The 16,839-nt window shown below is 65.2% G+C and carries 17 protein-coding genes; 3 read left to right on the forward strand and 14 right to left on the reverse strand.

The annotated features are described in order from the left end of the window. Positions 1-5 precede the first annotated feature (5 nt). From AC07NT_RS14205 to mnmG, 7 genes are all read right to left on the reverse strand, one after another. The gene (locus AC07NT_RS14205; RefSeq protein ID WP_498599473.1) at positions 6-953 is read right to left on the reverse strand and encodes a ParB/RepB/Spo0J family partition protein; all 948 of its coding nucleotides are present in this window, start codon (positions 951-953) and stop codon (positions 6-8) included. A 33-nt stretch (positions 954-986) separates the two neighbouring features. After that, entirely contained in the window at positions 987-2,258 is a 1,272-nt protein-coding gene (locus tag AC07NT_RS14210) for a serine hydrolase domain-containing protein (protein ID WP_498599472.1), read from the reverse strand. Then, entirely contained in the window at positions 2,255-2,815 is a 561-nt protein-coding gene (locus tag AC07NT_RS14215; protein ID WP_498599471.1) for an RBBP9/YdeN family alpha/beta hydrolase, read from the reverse strand. Before AC07NT_RS14215 ends, AC07NT_RS14210 begins: the two co-directional genes overlap by 4 nt. Before the next feature lie 38 nt (positions 2,816-2,853). Beyond that, positions 2,854-3,642: a ParA family protein gene (locus tag AC07NT_RS14220; RefSeq protein WP_498599470.1), complete on the reverse strand. Its 789-nt coding sequence runs from the start codon at positions 3,640-3,642 to the stop codon at positions 2,854-2,856. Between the two features lie 30 nt (positions 3,643-3,672). Then, entirely contained in the window at positions 3,673-4,287 is a 615-nt protein-coding gene (locus AC07NT_RS14225) for a LysE family translocator (protein ID WP_498599469.1), read from the reverse strand. A 629-nt stretch (positions 4,288-4,916) separates the two neighbouring features. Then, complete coding sequence (rsmG, locus tag AC07NT_RS14230) at positions 4,917-5,582, reverse strand: 16S rRNA (guanine(527)-N(7))-methyltransferase RsmG (RefSeq protein WP_498599468.1); 666 nt, start codon at positions 5,580-5,582, stop codon at positions 4,917-4,919. Then, positions 5,579-7,546 (reverse strand): tRNA uridine-5-carboxymethylaminomethyl(34) synthesis enzyme MnmG, encoded by a 1,968-nt coding sequence (gene mnmG, locus AC07NT_RS14235; protein WP_498599467.1) that lies wholly within the window; start codon positions 7,544-7,546, stop codon positions 5,579-5,581. Before mnmG ends, rsmG begins: the two co-directional genes overlap by 4 nt. 128 nt (positions 7,547-7,674) lie before the next feature. Between mnmG and AC07NT_RS14240 the strand changes: the two genes are divergently transcribed. After that, complete coding sequence (locus AC07NT_RS14240; protein WP_498599466.1) at positions 7,675-8,253, forward strand: NADPH-dependent FMN reductase; 579 nt, start codon at positions 7,675-7,677, stop codon at positions 8,251-8,253. Between the two features lie 22 nt (positions 8,254-8,275). Further along, the gene (locus tag AC07NT_RS14245; RefSeq protein ID WP_498599465.1) at positions 8,276-8,527 is read left to right on the forward strand and encodes a YkgJ family cysteine cluster protein; all 252 of its coding nucleotides are present in this window, start codon (positions 8,276-8,278) and stop codon (positions 8,525-8,527) included. A gap of 4 nt (positions 8,528-8,531) precedes the next feature. On the opposite strand, the gene AC07NT_RS14250 is transcribed toward AC07NT_RS14245, so the two are convergent. Next, entirely contained in the window at positions 8,532-9,437 is a 906-nt protein-coding gene (locus AC07NT_RS14250; RefSeq protein ID WP_498599464.1) for a LysR substrate-binding domain-containing protein, read from the reverse strand. Positions 9,438-9,553: 116 nt separating this feature from the next. On the opposite strand from AC07NT_RS14250, the gene AC07NT_RS14255 reads away from it, so the two are divergent. Beyond that, positions 9,554-10,327, forward strand: a complete 774-nt coding sequence (locus AC07NT_RS14255) for an SDR family NAD(P)-dependent oxidoreductase (RefSeq protein WP_498599463.1) — start codon at positions 9,554-9,556, stop codon at positions 10,325-10,327. A gap of 81 nt (positions 10,328-10,408) precedes the next feature. On the opposite strand, the gene AC07NT_RS14260 is transcribed toward AC07NT_RS14255, so the two are convergent. The 6 genes from AC07NT_RS14260 to AC07NT_RS14285 form a co-directional block, all read right to left on the reverse strand. Continuing rightward, positions 10,409-11,863 (reverse strand): aldehyde dehydrogenase, encoded by a 1,455-nt coding sequence (locus AC07NT_RS14260; protein ID WP_498599462.1) that lies wholly within the window; start codon positions 11,861-11,863, stop codon positions 10,409-10,411. Positions 11,864-11,890: 27 nt separating this feature from the next. Next, entirely contained in the window at positions 11,891-12,697 is an 807-nt protein-coding gene (locus AC07NT_RS14265) for an ABC transporter ATP-binding protein (protein ID WP_498599461.1), read from the reverse strand. Further along, positions 12,694-13,500, reverse strand: coding sequence for an ABC transporter ATP-binding protein (locus AC07NT_RS14270; RefSeq protein ID WP_498599460.1), 807 nt, complete (start codon positions 13,498-13,500; stop codon positions 12,694-12,696). The genes AC07NT_RS14265 and AC07NT_RS14270 overlap by 4 nt, the downstream gene beginning before the upstream one ends. Next, positions 13,493-14,521, reverse strand: coding sequence for a branched-chain amino acid ABC transporter permease (locus AC07NT_RS14275; protein ID WP_498599459.1), 1,029 nt, complete (start codon positions 14,519-14,521; stop codon positions 13,493-13,495). The genes AC07NT_RS14270 and AC07NT_RS14275 overlap by 8 nt, the downstream gene beginning before the upstream one ends. Before the next feature lie 82 nt (positions 14,522-14,603). Further along, complete coding sequence (locus tag AC07NT_RS14280; protein ID WP_498599458.1) at positions 14,604-15,494, reverse strand: branched-chain amino acid ABC transporter permease; 891 nt, start codon at positions 15,492-15,494, stop codon at positions 14,604-14,606. A 123-nt stretch (positions 15,495-15,617) separates the two neighbouring features. Then, on the reverse strand, positions 15,618-16,808 hold the full coding sequence (locus AC07NT_RS14285; protein WP_498599457.1) for an amino acid ABC transporter substrate-binding protein: 1,191 nt from the start codon (positions 16,806-16,808) through the stop codon (positions 15,618-15,620). Positions 16,809-16,839 lie beyond the last annotated feature (31 nt).

Genomic DNA, 16,839 nt, shown 5'->3' on the forward strand with positions numbered 1-16,839 from the left:
CTGTCTCAGTTGCCGTTGCCGCCGCTGCGCCGCAGCCGGTCGATCAGACCATTGAGTTCGTCGAGCGAGCCGAACTGGATGCTGATCTCGCCCAGCTCTTCCACACGGCCGTGGCGCTTGACGCGCTTTTTCACGCGCACTTCCACCTCGGCGGTGAGCAGGTCTGACAGCTCTTCTTCCACACGCTTGAGGTCGCGTGATTTTTCCTTGCCAGGTTTCTGCGGCGTCAGCGAGAACTCGGCGCTGAGTTTCTTGACCAGGTTCTCGGCTTCGCGCACCGACATCTTCTTGGCAGTGATCTGGTTGGCGGCGGTGATCTGCGTGGCGCGGTCCAGTGCGAGCAGCGCACGCGCGTGGCCCATGTCGATGTCACCGGCCATCAGCAGGGTCTGCACGGGTTCAGCCAGGTTCAGCAAACGCAAGAGGTTGGAGGCAGCGCTGCGCGAGCGGCCCACGGCCTGCGCGGCCTGTTCGTGGGTGAGGCCGAATTCGCGAATCAGTCTTTGCAGGCCCTGCGCTTCTTCCAGCGGGTTCAGGTCCTCGCGCTGGATGTTCTCGATGAGGGCCATGGCGGCGGCGGCCTCGTTGGGCACGTCGCGCACGAGCACGGGCACGCTCTCCAGGCCCGCGAGCTTGGCGGCGCGGAAGCGGCGCTCACCGGCGATGATCTCGTGCTTGCCGGCGTTGGGGCCTTCGCTGAGCTTGCGCACCAGGATGGGCTGCATGATGCCCTGGGCCTTGATGGACTCGGCGAGTTCATACAAGGCGCCTTCGTCCATGCGCGTGCGGGGCTGGTACATGCCGGCCACCATGTCTTCGAGCTTGAGGCTGCCCGTGCTCTGGCCTTCGCGTGCCTCGCTCATGGCCGCCACTTCGGCGCGGGTGTCATCGACCTTGGGGCCCAGCAGGGCTTCGAGTCCGCGGCCGAGGCCCTTGGGTTTCTTGGTAACCATAACTATCTGCTCTCTCTCACAAAAGTGTTCGTTTCATTCGCGCACGCTGCCGCCCAGTGAGTTCAGCACGCCGCGCCAGAGCGCGTCGCGTTCTTCACCGGGTTGCGGGTCCTGCCGGCCGCTGGCCTGTTCCCAGGCCGAGGTCATCACCAGCACGATGCCGCTGGCAGGCTGCACAAAAAGGGTCTGGCCGTGGATGCCCTGCATGGCGAAGCTGCGCTCGCGCATGGGAAACAACCAGAACTGGTAGCCGTAGCCGAAATAGGCTGTCGCGCGGCGCGGGCGAAAGGCCGGCGGTTGGCGCGCGGGGTCGGTGGCATCCAGCAGGTAGTCCAGCGGCAGGAGTTGCTGTGCGCCATGCGCGCCCTGCACCTTGCCATCATGGGCCAGCAGCAAGCCCAGGCGGCCCCAGTCACGCAGGCTGGCGTTGAAGGCGCCGTAAGCCTGCTCCTGCCCGTCGGCGCCAATGCGCCAGTAGGCGTTGTGCTCGGCACCCATGGGTTTCCACAGCCACTCGCTGGTGAGTTCGGCCATGTTGCGGCCGGTGGCTGCGACGAGCACACGGCCCAGCACATCGGTCTCGGCGCTGGCGTAGACGAATTTTTCGCCGGCGGGCGAATGGCGGTCCGTGATGGAGCGCAGCACCTCGGTGGGTGTGCCCGCGCTGCGCACGCCGGCCGAGGCGCGCGACAGACGGGCGATGTCGTCCTTGCCGTCGTAGCGTTCGGTGAAGGTCAGGCCCGAGCTCATGCGCAGCAGCTGGCGCACGGTGGTGGCGCCATAGGGGCTGCCGGCCAGGGCCTTGACGTATTTCTCGGCCGGGTCGTCGAGCGAGGTGATGTGCCCGCGCGCCTGGGCCATACCCACCAGGATGGCCGTGACACTCTTGGCCATGGAGAAGGAAATGAAACGCGCACCGTCGCGCCGGCCGTAGCGGTAATGCTCGGCCACGATCTCGCCGTTTTTCAGCACCAGCAAGGATGTGGCACGCTGGCGCTCCAGGTAGTCGGCCAGGGTGTAGCCCGTGTTGCGGTAGCGGTAGTGGATGGCCGGGGGCTGCGCCGCATGCGGCAGGGGCGAAACAAAAGCAGGGTCACGCGCGACCAGCCGGGTCTGCACACCGGGGATCTGGTCCAGCGCCGACCAGGAGCCCACGCGGTAGGGGTTGCTGTACCAGGTGTTGGCATTGCCTCGCGGATAGCCCTGGTTCTTGCCCAGCAACTCTTCGTCCGGCTCGGCGTGCAGGGCCGGCGCCAGCAGGGCCAGCCCCAGCGACACAATGGCCAGGCGTGCGATGCGCTTCATGCGGCCACTCCGTTTGCGGGCAGCGCAAGCAGGCGCTGCAGCAGGGCCTGGCCCTGGGGCCAGTCGCCCAGCTTCGAGTCGGCGTTGATGTGGCCGGCGTGGCCGGCGTCCACGAGCTCGGCACCCCAGTCCTGCGCCAGACCGGCCGCCATCTCGTAACTGCAGCGCGGGTCGTTGCGGCTGGCGGCCAGGATGCTCTTGAACGGCAGGGACTTGCGCTCGATGGGCCACCAGCTGGGCAGCAGGGCGCGCACCTCGTCACGTGCCACGTCACCGGGGGCCACCAACAGCGCGCCCTTGACGCGGTGCACATTGCGCGAGTGCGCGGCCCAGGCCGCGACCAGGATGACGCCCAGGCTGTGCGCGACCAGCACAGCCGGCTCCTGGCACAGGAGCACGGCCTCTTCGAGCTGCATCTGCCAGTCGCCACGCAGGGGGCGCTCCCAGTCATGCTGCTGCACACGGGTGTAGCCCTGCGCGGCCTCCCACCGGCTCTGCCAGTGCTCCGGGCCGGAGTTGTACCAGCCCGGCAGGATAAGGACACTTGCGGGGTGCATGCTATGTTTTTCGTAGCTTACGAGACCGGCCGGTCGGCTTATTTCATCTTCTCGAGACGGCTCACCATCTCTTCGGCAAAGGCGATGAAGGACTGCGCGCCCTTGGAGCCCGGGTCGAACACCACACCGGGCAGGCCGTAGCTCGGCGCTTCGGCCAGACGCACATTGCGGGGGATCACGGCGTCGAACACCTTGTCGCCGAAGTGGGCCTTGAGCTGGTCGCTCACCTGGGCCTGCAGGGTGACACGCGGGTCGAACATGACACGCAGCAGGCCGATGATCTCCAGATCGGGGTTGAGGTTGGCGTGCACCTGCTTGATGGTGTTGACCAGATCGGTCAGGCCTTCGAGCGCGAAGTACTCGCACTGCATGGGCACGATGACACCGTGCGCGCTGCACAGGCCGTTGAGGGTGAGCATGGACAGACTGGGCGGGCAGTCGATGAGCACGAAGTCGTACTCGGCATCCACCTTGGCCAGGGCTTCCTTGAGCCGCTTCTCGCGGCGCTCCACATCGACCAGTTCCACCTCGGCGCCCGCGAGTTCGCGGTTGGCGCCCAGGATGTCGTAGCTGCAACCGCCTTCGATGAGCTTGTCACTCTTCACACGCGCTTCGGCGATGGTGGCCGACTCCAACAACACGTCATAGAGCGTGTACTGGAGCTGGCGCTTGTCCACGCCCGAACCCATGGTGGCATTGCCCTGGGGATCGAGGTCCACCATGAGCACACGCTGTCCCACCTTGGCCAGACCGGCGGCGAGGTTGACGGTGGTGGTGGTCTTGCCGACGCCGCCCTTCTGATTGGCAACGCAGAAAATCTTGGCCATCTGGTGGTCTTCCCTTTTGTTATCTAAAGATCAGCGGGTGAAAGCAAGACGCAAGCCGAAGCCGATCAGGCAGAGGCCAGCGATTTTCTCGAGCACACGACCAAACAGCGGGTTGGCGCGCAGACGGTCGGCCAGAAAGTGCGTGAGCAGGGTCATGCCCAGACCGTAGAGAAAAGTCAGAAAAGCGATCGTCACGGCCATGAAGCCGAAGGTGAACAGGCCCTGGTGCTGGGACGGGTCGACGAAAAGTGGGAAGAAGGCCAGGTAGAACATGATGGCCTTGGGGTTCAGCAGGGTGATGACCATGGCCTGGCGTAGGTAGTGACCGGCCTTGATGTTGAGCACGGGCGCCGCACCGGGCTCGGCCGCCAACATCCGGATCCCGAGGAAAGCAAGGTACACCGCGCCACACCACTGCAGCAGTTCGAAGGCCGTGGGGTAGGTGATCAACAATGCGGCCACACCGGCCACCGCGGCCCACATCAGAACCTGGTCCCCGAGGATGACCCCCAGGGTGGCAGCCAACCCGCCACGCACCCCGCCCTTGCTGGTGGAGGTGATCAGCGCCAGATTGCCGGGGCCCGGGATCAGCAGAAAAATGATGACTGTGACGACAAAAGCGCCGTAATCGGCAACGCCAAACATGGGGGAATGCAGTCCTGAACGGGGGCTCGATGGAAGGGTTGAGTGTACGGCAGCTTTTCTGGGGTTCTGGCTTGGAGGCGTGCTGGTTTGCCCGGGTTTTTGTTTCACGTGGAACAAGATGCCCGTTTTTCGCCTGGATTTTTCCCTACGGGAGACTTTTGTTTCCCCCCACTCTCCCCCCCCGCCCTCTCCCGCCCCACCGGGCGGGAGAGGGGGCCTGGATTTGGTGCTCGGCCATCCGGCCACACTTCTACGAAGCGGGGCGTCGCCGCGGCCTTTGGTTTACCTGGATTTATGGGCTGTGGTCGAAGTCAACGGTTCGAAAGTAGTTAGCCACTAACGGTGGTTGGCTACGCCGGCCTACCGTTTCCGAGTCCTGAAGACCAACCGCCTCGCTGTTTTCTCGTCGCTGGCGCGCAGCTGCCAGCCAGTGCCGCAGCGGCTCAACACCATTTACTACGACCGCCTCCGAAGAATGTGGGCGCCCAATCCATGGCGGCGACATCACCCCGTAGAAGCGTAGCAGGCAAACCAAATGTCAAATTGGGCTCCCCCTTCCCGCCCCGGCGGGGGTGAGAAGGGGGCCGGGGGGATAGGGAGGGGAAGAAAAGGTGCCGGCAGGCAGAGACTCAGGCCGAAGCCAAGCGCATCCAAACAATGCACCGCTCCGCCCCCAAACCAGGAACCGAAAGCTGTTCCACGTGAAACACCGAAACATCCGCAGGCAAAACCGCCAGCTCGTCCGCCGGATGTTTGCCCTTCATCGCCATCCAGACCCCGGTCGACGCCAGGGCCGAGCGGGACCAGTTGGTGAAGTCCAGCAGGGAAGCGAAGGCCCGGGAGCTGACCACGTCGTAGCGGTCCTCCAGGCTTTCTACCCGGGCGTGCAGGCCTTTGAGGTTGGAAAGCTTCAAAGTCAGGGCCGCCTGCTGGATGAACGTGGCTTTTTTGGCCACCGTGTCCACGCAGCTCACGGCAATGTCCGGACAGCAGATGGCGATGACCACCCCAGGCAGGCCGGCGCCGGACCCGACGTCCAGCAGGCGGAAGCCCCGACCATCTACCGGCTGGCGACCAGTGAGTTGCTGTCTTAGCGGACGGATGACAGCCAGGCTGTCCAGCAAATGGTGGGTCAGCATCTCGGCCGGGTCGCGCACGGCCGTCAGGTTGTAGACCTTGGTCCACTTCTGGATCAGGGCCAGGTAGTCCAGAAGCTGCCCGATCTGGGCCTCGGACAGGTCCAGGCCGAGCTCGGCCACCCCGTTTTTCAGGGTCGTCTGCAGGTCGAGGCTCATGCCGCCTCGGCCACTTCGGTCTTGGCGAAGCCGCGGAAGCCACCCTTTTTCAGGTGGATCAGCAGCAGGGAGATGCTGGCGGGCGTGATGCCGGAGATGCGGGAAGCCTGGCCCAGGGTTTCCGGACGGTGCTTTTGCAACTTCTGCCGGGCTTCGATGGACAGGGCTGTGACCTGCAGATAGTCCAGATCAACCGGAAGTTTGAGGTTTTCGTAATGGGCAGCCCGCTCCACTTCATCCTTCTGGCGGTCGATGTAGCCCGAATACTTGGCCGCGATTTCCAGCTGCTCGACCACGGTGTCGGTCAGCTCGCCCAGGGTTTCACGTGAAACATCGGGGTTGGAATACTTGCCGCCGTCCAGGGACATGAGGCCGGCGTAGCTCACATCGGGTCGGCGCAACAGGTCGAACAGGTGGTATTCGTGCTCGATGGTCGTACCCAGCACCCGCTCGGCTTCGGCCGCGGACAGGATGCGGGGGTTGATCCAGGTGGCCTTGAGGCGTTCGGTTTCACGTGAAACAGCATCACGCTTGCGGCAGAAAGCATCCCAGCGGGCGTCATCCACCAGACCCAGCTGGCGGCCGGTTTCGGTCAGACGCAGGTCGGCATTGTCTTCGCGCAGCTGCAGGCGGAACTCGGCCCGGCTGGTGAACATGCGGTAAGGCTCGGTCACACCCTGGGTGGTGAGGTCGTCAACCAGCACGCCCAGATAGGCTTCGTCACGGCGCGGCTGCCAAGCTTCGGCGCCCCGGCATTGGAGTGCGGCATTGATGCCGGCGAACAGCCCCTGGGCCGCCGCCTCTTCATAACCGGTCGTGCCATTGATCTGGCCGGCAAAGAACAATCCCTGTATTTGCTTGGTCTCGAAGTTGCCCTTGAGGGAGCGCGGGTCGAAATAGTCGTACTCGATGGCGTAACCCGGGCGCAGGATATGGGCGTTCTCCAGCCCCTTCATGGAGCGGACCAGGTCGTACTGAATATCAAAGGGCAGGCTGGTCGAGATACCGTTGGGGTAGTACTCGTTGGTTGTCAGGCCTTCGGGTTCCAGGAAGATCTGGTGGCTGTCCTTGTCGGCAAACCGGTTGATCTTGTCTTCCACGCTGGGGCAATAGCGCGGGCCCACGCCCTCGATCTTGCCTGTGAACATGGGGCTGCGGTCGAAGCCGGAGCGGATGATCTCGTGCGTACGTTCGTTGGTGTGGGTGATCCAGCAGGGCATCTGCTCCGGGTGCATGGAGGCCTTGCCCATGAAGCTGAACACCGGCACGCCCTGCCCTTCGTTCAAACCACCCGGCACACCGTCGCCCGGCTGCTCGGTACATTGCGAGAAATCGATGGAACGGCCGTCGATGCGCGGCGGGGTGCCGGTCTTGAGGCGGGCCTGCGGCAGCTTGAGCTCCTTGAGCCGGGCCGAGAGGCTGACGGCCGGCGGATCGCCCGCGCGGCCGGCCGAATAGTTGTTCAGACCGACGTGGATCTTGCCATCCAGGAAAGTACCGGCGGTCAGCACCACCGTGCGGCTTCGGAACTTGATGCCCACCTGGGTCACGGCGCCGACCACGCGGTCGCCCTCCACCATCAGGTCGTCCACGGCCTGCTGGAACAGACAGAGGTTGGGCTGGTTTTCCAGGCGGCGGCGGATGGCCGCCTTATAAAGTATGCGGTCGGCCTGGGCTCGGGTGGCGCGCACGGCCGGGCCCTTGGAACTGTTGAGGATGCGGAACTGGATGCCGCCCTCGTCCGTGGCAATCGCCATGGCCCCGCCCAGCGCATCGACCTCCTTGACCAGGTGGCCCTTGCCGATGCCGCCGATGGACGGGTTGCAGCTCATCTGACCCAGGGTCTCGATGTTGTGCGTGAGCAGCAGAGTCTTGGCGCCCATGCGCGCAGCGGCGAGCGCGGCTTCCGTGCCGGCATGGCCGCCGCCGACGACGATGACATCGAATTCTTGTGGGTAGAGCATGGGAGACCAGGAGCGCCTGCGGGCGCATAGGGGCCGTGTGGCCCGGGAGGATGAGATTTTACCGGGCTGCCTCATTTTTCGCCAGCGACGCAAAGCAGGCCCCAGGGGACTATGGTCCAATCCAGCCCATGAAACTCCTCGTCTTCGCCGGCAGCACCCGCCAACAGTCCTTCAACCGCAAACTCGCCCGCGCCACCGTTGAGCTGGCCCGGGCCGGTGGTGTCGAGGTAACCCACCTCGAACTCGGCGACTTCGACATACCCATGTACAACGGCGATCTCGAGGAGCGCGGCACGCCCCCCGATGTGGTCAAGCTCAAGCAGATCATGTTCGAGCACCCGGCCTGGATCATCTGCACGCCCGAATACAACGCGAGTTACCCCGCCCTGGTCAAGAACACCATCGACTGGCTCTCGCGCTCCGTCCCAGGCAACGCTGACTGGGTCGACGGCTACAAACCCTTCCGCGGCAAGGTGGTGGGTGTGCTCAGCGCCTCGCCCGGCGCCCTGGGCGGCCTGCGCTCGCAAAGCCATCTGGTGCCCCTGCTCATGAACCTGAAGTGCTGGGTCGCGCCCGAGAATTTCGCGCTGGGCCGCGCCGCCGAGGCCTTCGACCCGCAGGGCGGGCTCGTCAGCGAATCCCACCGCAAATCGGTGCAGACCGTGATCACGCAGGTGACGTCGGCAGCGCAGAAGCTGAACAGCTAGGCGCTATCAATTCTGTAGCGTCATGGATTGCCGCCCCGGCTGCGCTGCCTGCTGCATCGCGCCGTCAATCTCCAGCCCCATCCCCGGCATGCCGCAAGGCAAGCCGGCGGGGGTCCGTTGCGTGCAGCTGGACGCGGACGGACGCTGCCTGATCTTCGGCCGGCCTGAACGGCCCGCGGTCTGCGCCAGCCTGGCGCCTTCGCCCGCCATGTGCGGCGAGAGCACGGAGCAGGCGCTGCATTACCTGCATTGGCTGGAGCGGGCCACAGCCTGAGCTTCTACGTTGCCTCGAGTTCAGGCGCCAGCAAGGCGGCCAACCAGTTCATGAAGACCTGCACCCGCCGAGGCAGGTGGCGGCGATGGGCGTAGAGCAGGGACATGGACATGGACGGGGCTCGCCACTCGGGCAACACTTCCACCAGCTGCCCCTGCTCGATCAAGGGCCGCATGCCAATGGCCGGCGCCTGGATCAGCCCGATACCGGCCACACAAGCCGCCGCATAAGCACCTGTGTCGTTGACCGCGAGCGCGCCGGCCATGGGCAGGCGCAGGGTCTGGCCGTCCACCACGTACTCCCAGCCCACGGGCTTGGCGCCCAGCGTGGGCACGTAGTGCACGAGCTTGTGTTGCGCCAGATCCTCCAGTGTGCGCGGCGTGCCGTGGGCCGCGAGATAGCCGGGGCTGGCGCAGTTGAGCTGCACCAGCCTGCCCAGAGGCCGTGCGACCAGGGCAGAGTCCTCGAGCTGGCCCACGCGCAGCACGCAGTCGAAGCCTTCGCGCACCAGGTCCACGCGCCGGTCTGTGCTGCTGAGTTCCAGGTCCAGTAACGGGTGCAAGGCGAGGAATTCACCCAGGTGCGGCAGCACCTGTTGGCGGGCGACACCGCTGGGCATGTCCACGCGCAGGCGGCCGCGTAACGCCTGCGCACCCTGCTGGAACATGGACTGGAGTTCGTCCACATCCGCCAACACATCCTTGCAGCGCTCATAGAACAACTGGCCATCAGGCGTGGTCTGCACCCGGCGCGTGGTCCGCAGGAGCAGACGCGTGCCCAGGGTGGCTTCGAGTTGTTGCACCGCCTGCGAAACGCTGGCTTTGGGCAGGCCCAGGCTGTCGGCCGCCTGGGTGAAGCTGGCCAGTTCGGCCACGCGGGCATAGATCTGCAAGAGCTCAGGACGCAGCATGGACGGCTCCTATTGTTCAGAACATCCGAACAATGTAGTCATTGATTATCCATTTATCTAATCCAACAAGATCAATACAGTCCCTCCATCGACTCACCACTCTGAAAGAGGACCCCATGGAAGCCAAACAGACCCCCACCCCCATCGCCCTGATCACCGGCGGCAGCCGCGGCCTGGGCCGTAACGCCGCCCTGGCCCTTGCCGCCCAGGGCACGGACGTGATCGTGACCTACCGCAGCAATCTGGCCGAGGCCGAAAGCGTGGTCGCCCAGATCCGTGCCTTGGGCCGGCGTGCCGCCACCCTGGAACTGGACACCAGCAACACGCCGGGTTTTGAAAACTTCGCCAGCCGCCTGCGTGCCGTGCTCGCCGATGAATGGCAGCGTGAACGCTTCGACTTTCTCGTCAACAACGCCGGCACCGGCGTGCACGCGAGTTTTGCCGAGACCACGGAGGCGCAGTTCGACACGCTGATGAACATCCACCTCAAAGGTGTGTTCTTCCTCACACAGAAGCTGTTGCCGCAGATCAACGACGGCGGGCGCATCCTCAACGTATCGTCAGGGCTAGCACGTTTTGCGCTGCCGGGCTACGCGGCCTATGGCGCCATGAAGGGCGGCGTCGAGGTGCTCACGCGCTACCTGGCCAAGGAGCTGGGCCCGCGCGGCATCGCGGTCAACGTGATCGCCCCGGGCGCCATCGAGACCGACTTCGGCGGTGGCGCCGTGCGCGACAACGCGCAGCTCAATGCCTTCGTCGCTTCGCAGACGGCGCTGGGCCGCGTGGGCCTGCCCGACGACATCGGCGGCGCCATCGCCGCCCTGCTCTCACCCGGTGGCCGCTGGATCAATGCGCAACGCATCGAAGCGTCGGGCGGCATGTTCCTCTAAAAAGAAACCGCGCCCGCCGGGCAGGCCGGTGAGCGCGGTGGAGTCGAAGAAGCTTCTTGTTGTTCTTCGGTCTTGTTCTTCTTAGAAGGGGTAGTGCCGCGGCGTAGTCTGCATGGTGATCCAGCGCAGCTCGGTGAACTCGTTGATGCCGGCCTTGCCGCCGAAGCGGCCGATACCTGAACCCTTGACCCCACCGAAGGGCATCTGGGCCTCGTCATGCACCGTGGGACCGTTGACGTGGCAGATGCCCGAGTCGATGCGGCGCGCCACATTAAAGGCCCGCGCAATGTCGCCACCGAACACGGCCGAGGACAGGCCGTACTCGTTGTCGTTGGCGCAGGCCACGGCCTCCTCCACACCATTGACGCGCACGATGGGTTTGACCGGGCCAAAGCTTTCCTCATGGTAGATCTTCATGGCCGGGGTGACATGGTCCAGCACCGTGGCGGGCATCAGCGTGGTGGTGGCCTTACCGCCGCACAACAGCTTGGCGCCCTTGGCCAGTGCGTCATCGATCAGCGCGTTGCAATGCTCGACGGTGCTCATGCCGATCACCGAGCCCAGCACCACCGGTTCGGGCTTGCGCGGATCACCCAGCGGCAGCGCCTTGGCCTTCTCGACGAACTTCTTGACGAAGGCGTCAGCAATCTTCTGGTCCACGATGATGCGTTCGGTGCTCATGCAGATCTGGCCGCTGTTGGCGAAGCAGCCAAAGGCCGCGCCGTTGACGGCGTCATCGATGTCGGCGTCGTCCAGGATGACCATGGGGGCTTTGCCACCGAGTTCGAGCACCACGGGCTTGAGGTACTTGGCGCAGGTCATCGCAATGATCTTGCCCACGCGGGTGGAGCCGGTGAAGTTCACACGGCGCACGGCCGGGTGGGCCACCATGGCTTCCACCACCACGCCGGCATCGGCCGGGGCGTTGGTGATGTAGTTCACCACACCGGGCGGGAAACCCGCTTCCTGGAAGGCCTCGATGATGAGCTGGTGGGTGCGCGGACAGTTCTCCGAACCCTTCATCACCACGGTGTTGCCGCAAGCCAGGGGCACGCAGATGGCACGTGTACCCAGGATGACGGGCGCGTTCCAGGGGGCAATGCCCAGCACCACACCGGCGGGCTGGCGCACGGCCATGGAAAGGGAGCCCGGCACGTCAGAGGGGATCACCTCGCCGGCCACCTGGGTGGTCAGTGCGGCAGCCTCGCGGATCATGCCGGCAGCCAGGAAGACGTTGAAGCCGGCCCACTGGCCCGAGGCGCCGGTCTCCGCAGCCACGGCCTCGATGAACTGCGGGGTCTTGGCCTCCAGCGCATCGGCGGCCTTGAGCAAGAGCATGCGCCGTTCGCTGGGGCCGGTCAGGCTCCAGGACTTGAAGGCCTCGGCTGCAGCCTCGACGGCCATCACGGCATCGGCAGGCGAAGCGGCGGGCGCACGGGAGGCCACGCTGCCGTCCAGCGGGTTGCGACGCTCGAAAGTGGCGCCGCGCTCAGCCGTCACTTTGAGGCCATTGATGAGCATGGACATGTCGGACATGGTTTTCTCCTTGACTAGATCGGTTCGTTAAACAGTGGTGGTCTTGCGGCGACGCTGCACGGCATCCGCGGCGGTGGTGTGATCAGCCGCGTCGGCACCGAGGTAGGCCTCGCGCACGACGTTGGAGCGTTGAAGCAGCTTGGCCGGGCCGCTGGCCACCAGCGTGCCGCGCTCCAGGACATAGCCGCGGTCCGCCACGGCCAGCGCCTTCTTGACGTTCTGCTCCACCATGAGCACGGTGGTGCCCGCGTCCGCGATGCGCCGCGCGATGGCCAGCAGCTCGTCGACCATGCGGGGCGCCAGGCCTAGCGAGGGTTCGTCCAGCATGAGCAGGCGCGGCGCACTCATCATGGCGCGCGCCACGGCCACCATCTGCTGCTCGCCACCGCTCATGGTGCCGGCCAGCTGCTGGGCCCGCTCGCGCAGCTTGGGAAAGTTCACCAGGACCTGCTCCAGGCGACGCGCGCGTTCGGCCCGGGCCACGAGCCAGCCGCCCAGCTCCAGGTTCTCCAGCACCGTCATCTGCGGGAAAAGCTGGCGGCCCTCGGCCACCAGGGTCACGCCGCTGCGTACGATCTCATGGGTTTTCTCGGGCAGATCCTCGCCATCGAGCAGTACCATGCCGCGGCGCGGGATCAGGCCCATCAAGGCCTTGAGCAGCGTGGTCTTGCCGGCGCCGTTGGGACCGAGGATCACGGTGAGGCCGGGCTTGACCTCCAGGCGCAGATCACGCAGCACGAGGAAGGCGCCGTAGCCGGCGCTCAGGCCGCGCACCTGCAGCTGTGCGTGTTTCTGGTCCCCCAGCACGAAGGGGGCGTCGCGGTACCACATCATGCGGCCACCTCCTCGTCTTCGCTGGCAGGCTCGGCCATCTCGTCGCCCAGATAGGCTTCGATGACCTCGGGGTTGCGCACCACGTTGGCGGGCGTGTCGTCGGCAATCTTGCGGCCCTGGTGCAGCACGATGACGCGCTCCACATGGCGCAGCAACGTAGTGACGGCATGCTCGATCCAGATCACGGTCAGGTCCAGCTCGTCACGCAGGCGGCGGATCAGCCGGGCCATCTCCTCGATCTCGGACTCGGTCAGGCCGGCGGCCACCTCGTCGAGCAACAAGAGCTTGGGCCGGGTGGCCAGGGCCATGCCGATCTCCAGCAGGCGTTGCTGCGAAGGCGTGATGGCCGCGGCCGGCAGCTCAGCCTGGGCCGAAAGCCCGATGAGCTGCAGGATGCTCATGGCGTCCCGCAGGGCCCAGGGCACACCGAGCTCGTCGCCCCAGAACACATACTTGCGACGGCGACGGCCGGCGAACTTGAGGCCGAACTCGATATTGGCTGTCACGCTCATGTCGGAAAACACGCGCGGGGTCTGGAAGGTGCGCGCCACGCCGTGGGCTGCATAGCGGTGCGGGCCGCGACCGGTCAGGTTGCGCCCATGAGAAACGAGACGGCCCGAGGTGGGCGCCTGCACCCCCGAGATGGCGTTGAAGAAAGTGGTCTTGCCGGCACCGTTGGGGCCAATGATGCCCACCAGTTCACCAGGCGCAAAACTGGCGCTGACGGCGTCCACGGCCACCAGGCCACCGAAACGCACCGTCACGTTGTGCGCCTCCAGCAGAGGAAGGGCTTGTTCAGACAAAGTGGCTCTCCTTCTCGCGGCGCCTCGTGCGCTGCTTCTCACGTTCCTTCTCGCCACTCAACTCACTCTTGAGGTCCCTGGCCCAGTCACGGCTGTCGTTCCACCAGCCCGTGAAAGTCGCCCAGCGCAGGGAGGCCAGACCGCCCGGCAGATAGAGCACACACAGGATCAGCAGCAGGCCCAGGTACATCAGGTAGATCTGTGGGAACTGCAGGCGCAAGGACTCGGCCAGCACGCTGAAGATGATGGCAGCCAACAGGGGGCCCCAGAGCGTTAGCACGCCACCGATCAGTGTGATCAGCACGGTCTGGAAACCGATGAAGGGGTTGAACACCGTGTGCGGATCGATATAGGTCCAGCGCACAGCCATGGCCGCGCCCACGGCGCCGGCAAAGGCCGCGGTGAGCGCAAAACCCGCTATCTTGACCAGACGCGTGTTCACGCCCAGGGTCTGGGCCCGCTGCTCGTCCGCACCGATGCCCATCAAGGCCAAGCCGAAACGCGTGCGCCGCACCCAGATGGAGGTGGCCACCGCCAGCAAAGCCAGGGCCAGCATGGTGAGGTAGATGGTGTCGCGCTCGGGCACCACGGTGAGTACGCGCCCCACGGTGCCGGTGACGGTCTTCTCGAAATAGGTCACCGCGTGCAGGATCAGCTCGGTCATGCCGAAGGTCAGCACCGCGAAGTAGGTACCGCGCAGATGCAGCACGGCCGCGCCCATGACGATGGCGACGAGCACGGCAATGCCCGCGCCGATGGCAATGGTCTCGACCCAGCTGAACTGGCCCAGCAGGATGGCCGAGGTGTAGGCGCCGATGCCGAAGAAGGCCGAGGTGGCCAGGGAGAGGTAGCGCGTGCTGCCACAGAACAGGCCCCAGCTGGAAGACAGGGCCACGTACATCAGGCAGGTCAGCGCCATGGAGACGACGAACTCGCTGGCGTAGAACGGCAGGGCCAGGCACCAACCGGCAAAAGCCAGTAGCACCAGCAGGTCGCGGATGAGGAATTGACGCGAATTCATCGAGCCACCACGCTTGTCATTTCATGTACTGCGCTGCCCCCCAAAGGGGTCTTCGCATCTTGGAGCGGTCCGGCGATGCTCATCATGCTTTCCTGCTTTTGCGGGTAAAGAGGCCTTCAGGACGCAGCAGCAGCACGGCGATGAACACCACGTAGGACAGCAGGGCCTTGAGCGAGGGGTTGGTGAAGTGCATGCCGAACGCCTCGATCACGCCCAGGAAAAGGCCGCCGATCAGCGCACCACCCATGCTGCCGAAACCGCCCAGGGTGATGACGATGAGCGCAGTCACGGTGTAGGGCTGGCCCATGTAAGGGGTGATGGTGTAGGCCATGGACAGGAGCGCGCCGGCAACGCCGGAGAGTCCCAGGCCGATGCCGAACATCAGCGGGTGCAGGCGCTTGGTATCGATGCCCATGAGCTGCGCGCCGATGGCCGACTGCATGAGGGCGCGTACGCCCTTGCCCAGCAGGGTCAGGCGCAGGAGCACGATGAGCGCACCCGCGAACAGCAGGGCCAGGAAAAAGACCAGCAGCTTGTTGGCCGCGAACTGCACTTCGCCGAACTTCACGGGCTCGGTCAGGTAGTCGTAACCGCGCAGGTCCCCGCCCCACAACCAGGACACGAAGTTCTGCACCAGGAACATGAGGCCGAAGGCGACCATCAGACCGCGCGCCTCGAAGACGTCGAGGTTGGGCGAGGTGGCGGTCAGCCGGCGGAAACACAGGAAGTGCAGCACCACACCCAGCAGCAGCAACACGAGGAAGGCCACGGGCACCATGAGCAAGGGCGAGATGCCGAACTGCGTCTGAACCAGCCAGGTCAGGTAGGCCCCCACCATGAGGAACTCACCGTGGGCGATGTTGAGGATGCGCATCAGGCCGTACTGGAGGTTGAGCCCCAGGGCAACCAGCGCATAGATGCCCCCGGTGATGAGACCGGAGGCAATCAGTTCGAGCCAGGCAGTGAGTGACATGCAGAGACGATGAAGGGAGGCAAGGGGGAGTTATCGAGCAGCCACCGCGGAACCGGCTTTGCCGGTCCGCTGGTGGCGTCCCCCACAGGGGGAAGGCGGCCTCAAGGCCGACTCAGGGGGGCTTTACCAAGCCGGCTTGGGGGCGAGCTTGGCGGTGGCGACCTTGGCCGGCCACACCACTTCGAACTCGCCCTTTTGCCACTGGCCCACGGTGCCCGGGGTGCCCACGTTCTCGCTGCCCTCGAACCGGATGTCCCCGAGGATGGTCTTGTGGGTGGTGCCGGCCACGTAGTCACGGATAGCCTTGCGGTCCAGGCCGTGCTTGGCCACGGCATTGGTGAGGATCTCCAGCGAGGCCCAGCAGGCGCCGCTGGCCCAGCGATCGGGTTCCTTACCGCCAAACTTCTTGGTGTGCGCGTCGAAATAGGCCTTGGCGCCGGGGCTGGTCTTGCTGTTCCACGAGCCCATGCCCAGCACGCCCTCGGCGCCGGCCGGCGTCATGACGTTACGGTAGAGCTGGAAAGCGGTGCCGACCGAGGCGTAGAAGTACTTGGGGTTGAAACCGATCTCCTTGGCCTGCTTGCTGGCCAGGATGGTGTCGGGCGGGTAGGTGAAGCCGATGAAGGCGTCGGGGTTCTTGTCCTTCATGGAGCGCAGCACGGGCGACAGGTCCTTCACGCCACCCGGGTAGCTCTTGTCCTCCACCATCTGGATGCCGGAGCCTTGCAGGGCCACGCGCAGCGCAGCGTAGTTCTCCAGGCCGAACAGATCGTCCACATAGATGACGGCCACGCTCTTCACGCCATTGGCCTTGAGCATGTCCACCAGGGCCTGGGTCATGGGCGCCGGCTGCTGCAGCATCAGGAAGAAGTAGGGCAGCTTCATGGCGATGAGCTGCTTGGACAGGGCCGTGGGCGCCAGAAAGGGGTAGCCGAAGCGATTGGCCAGCGGGGCGACCGCGAAGTTGGCGTTGGAGCCCCAGGGCGGCAGCACCAGATCTACCTTGTCCGAGCCCATGAGTTTTTCATAGGAGCGCACGCAGGTCTCGATGTCGCTGCGGTCGTCGGAGCTGATGAGCTCGATCGGGCGCTTCTCGCCCTTGACGTTCAGGCCGCCCGCGGCGTTCTGCTGCTCGGCCCACAACAGGTAGTTGGGTTCCTGGCTGACCTGGGCGCCGCCGGTCCAGGGGCCGGTGCGGGCCATGGCATAGCCCACCCGTACCGGGGCGGCAGCCAGCAGATGCGGGGCAAAGGTGGCGGCGCCGACAGCGGCGGCAGTGCCTTTGAGCAGGGTGCGTTTTGTTTGTTGAACCATGGTTGTCTCCGGTGGATGTACTTTTCGGAAT

This window comes from Hylemonella sp. GW821-FHT10B10 (assembly GCF_059415585.1).

What these genes read in the sequence shown, in the direction of transcription:
- AC07NT_RS14220 (WP_498599470.1), bottom strand. Translation starts at nt 3,642, where the DNA reads ATGGCCAAGATTTTCTGCGTTGCCAATCAGAAGGGCGGCGTCGGCAAG.
- mnmG (WP_498599467.1), bottom strand. Translation starts at nt 7,546, where the DNA reads ATGCTCTACCCACAAGAATTCGATGTCATCGTCGTCGGCGGCGGCCAT.
- rsmG (WP_498599468.1), bottom strand. Translation starts at nt 5,582, where the DNA reads ATGAGCCTCGACCTGCAGACGACCCTGAAAAACGGGGTGGCCGAGCTC.
- AC07NT_RS14250 (WP_498599464.1), bottom strand. Translation starts at nt 9,437, where the DNA reads ATGCTGCGTCCTGAGCTCTTGCAGATCTATGCCCGCGTGGCCGAACTG.
- AC07NT_RS14280 (WP_498599458.1), bottom strand. Translation starts at nt 15,494, where the DNA reads ATGTCACTCACTGCCTGGCTCGAACTGATTGCCTCCGGTCTCATCACC.
- AC07NT_RS14285 (WP_498599457.1), bottom strand. Translation starts at nt 16,808, where the DNA reads ATGGTTCAACAAACAAAACGCACCCTGCTCAAAGGCACTGCCGCCGCT.
- AC07NT_RS14225 (WP_498599469.1), bottom strand. Translation starts at nt 4,287, where the DNA reads ATGTTTGGCGTTGCCGATTACGGCGCTTTTGTCGTCACAGTCATCATT.
- AC07NT_RS14210 (WP_498599472.1), bottom strand. Translation starts at nt 2,258, where the DNA reads ATGAAGCGCATCGCACGCCTGGCCATTGTGTCGCTGGGGCTGGCCCTG.
- AC07NT_RS14240 (WP_498599466.1), top strand. Translation starts at nt 7,675, where the DNA reads ATGAAACTCCTCGTCTTCGCCGGCAGCACCCGCCAACAGTCCTTCAAC.
- AC07NT_RS14215 (WP_498599471.1), bottom strand. Translation starts at nt 2,815, where the DNA reads ATGCACCCCGCAAGTGTCCTTATCCTGCCGGGCTGGTACAACTCCGGC.
- AC07NT_RS14205 (WP_498599473.1), bottom strand. Translation starts at nt 953, where the DNA reads ATGGTTACCAAGAAACCCAAGGGCCTCGGCCGCGGACTCGAAGCCCTG.
- AC07NT_RS14265 (WP_498599461.1), bottom strand. Translation starts at nt 12,697, where the DNA reads ATGATGTGGTACCGCGACGCCCCCTTCGTGCTGGGGGACCAGAAACAC.
- AC07NT_RS14255 (WP_498599463.1), top strand. Translation starts at nt 9,554, where the DNA reads ATGGAAGCCAAACAGACCCCCACCCCCATCGCCCTGATCACCGGCGGC.
- AC07NT_RS14245 (WP_498599465.1), top strand. Translation starts at nt 8,276, where the DNA reads ATGGATTGCCGCCCCGGCTGCGCTGCCTGCTGCATCGCGCCGTCAATC.
- AC07NT_RS14260 (WP_498599462.1), bottom strand. Translation starts at nt 11,863, where the DNA reads ATGTCCGACATGTCCATGCTCATCAATGGCCTCAAAGTGACGGCTGAG.
- AC07NT_RS14275 (WP_498599459.1), bottom strand. Translation starts at nt 14,521, where the DNA reads ATGAATTCGCGTCAATTCCTCATCCGCGACCTGCTGGTGCTACTGGCT.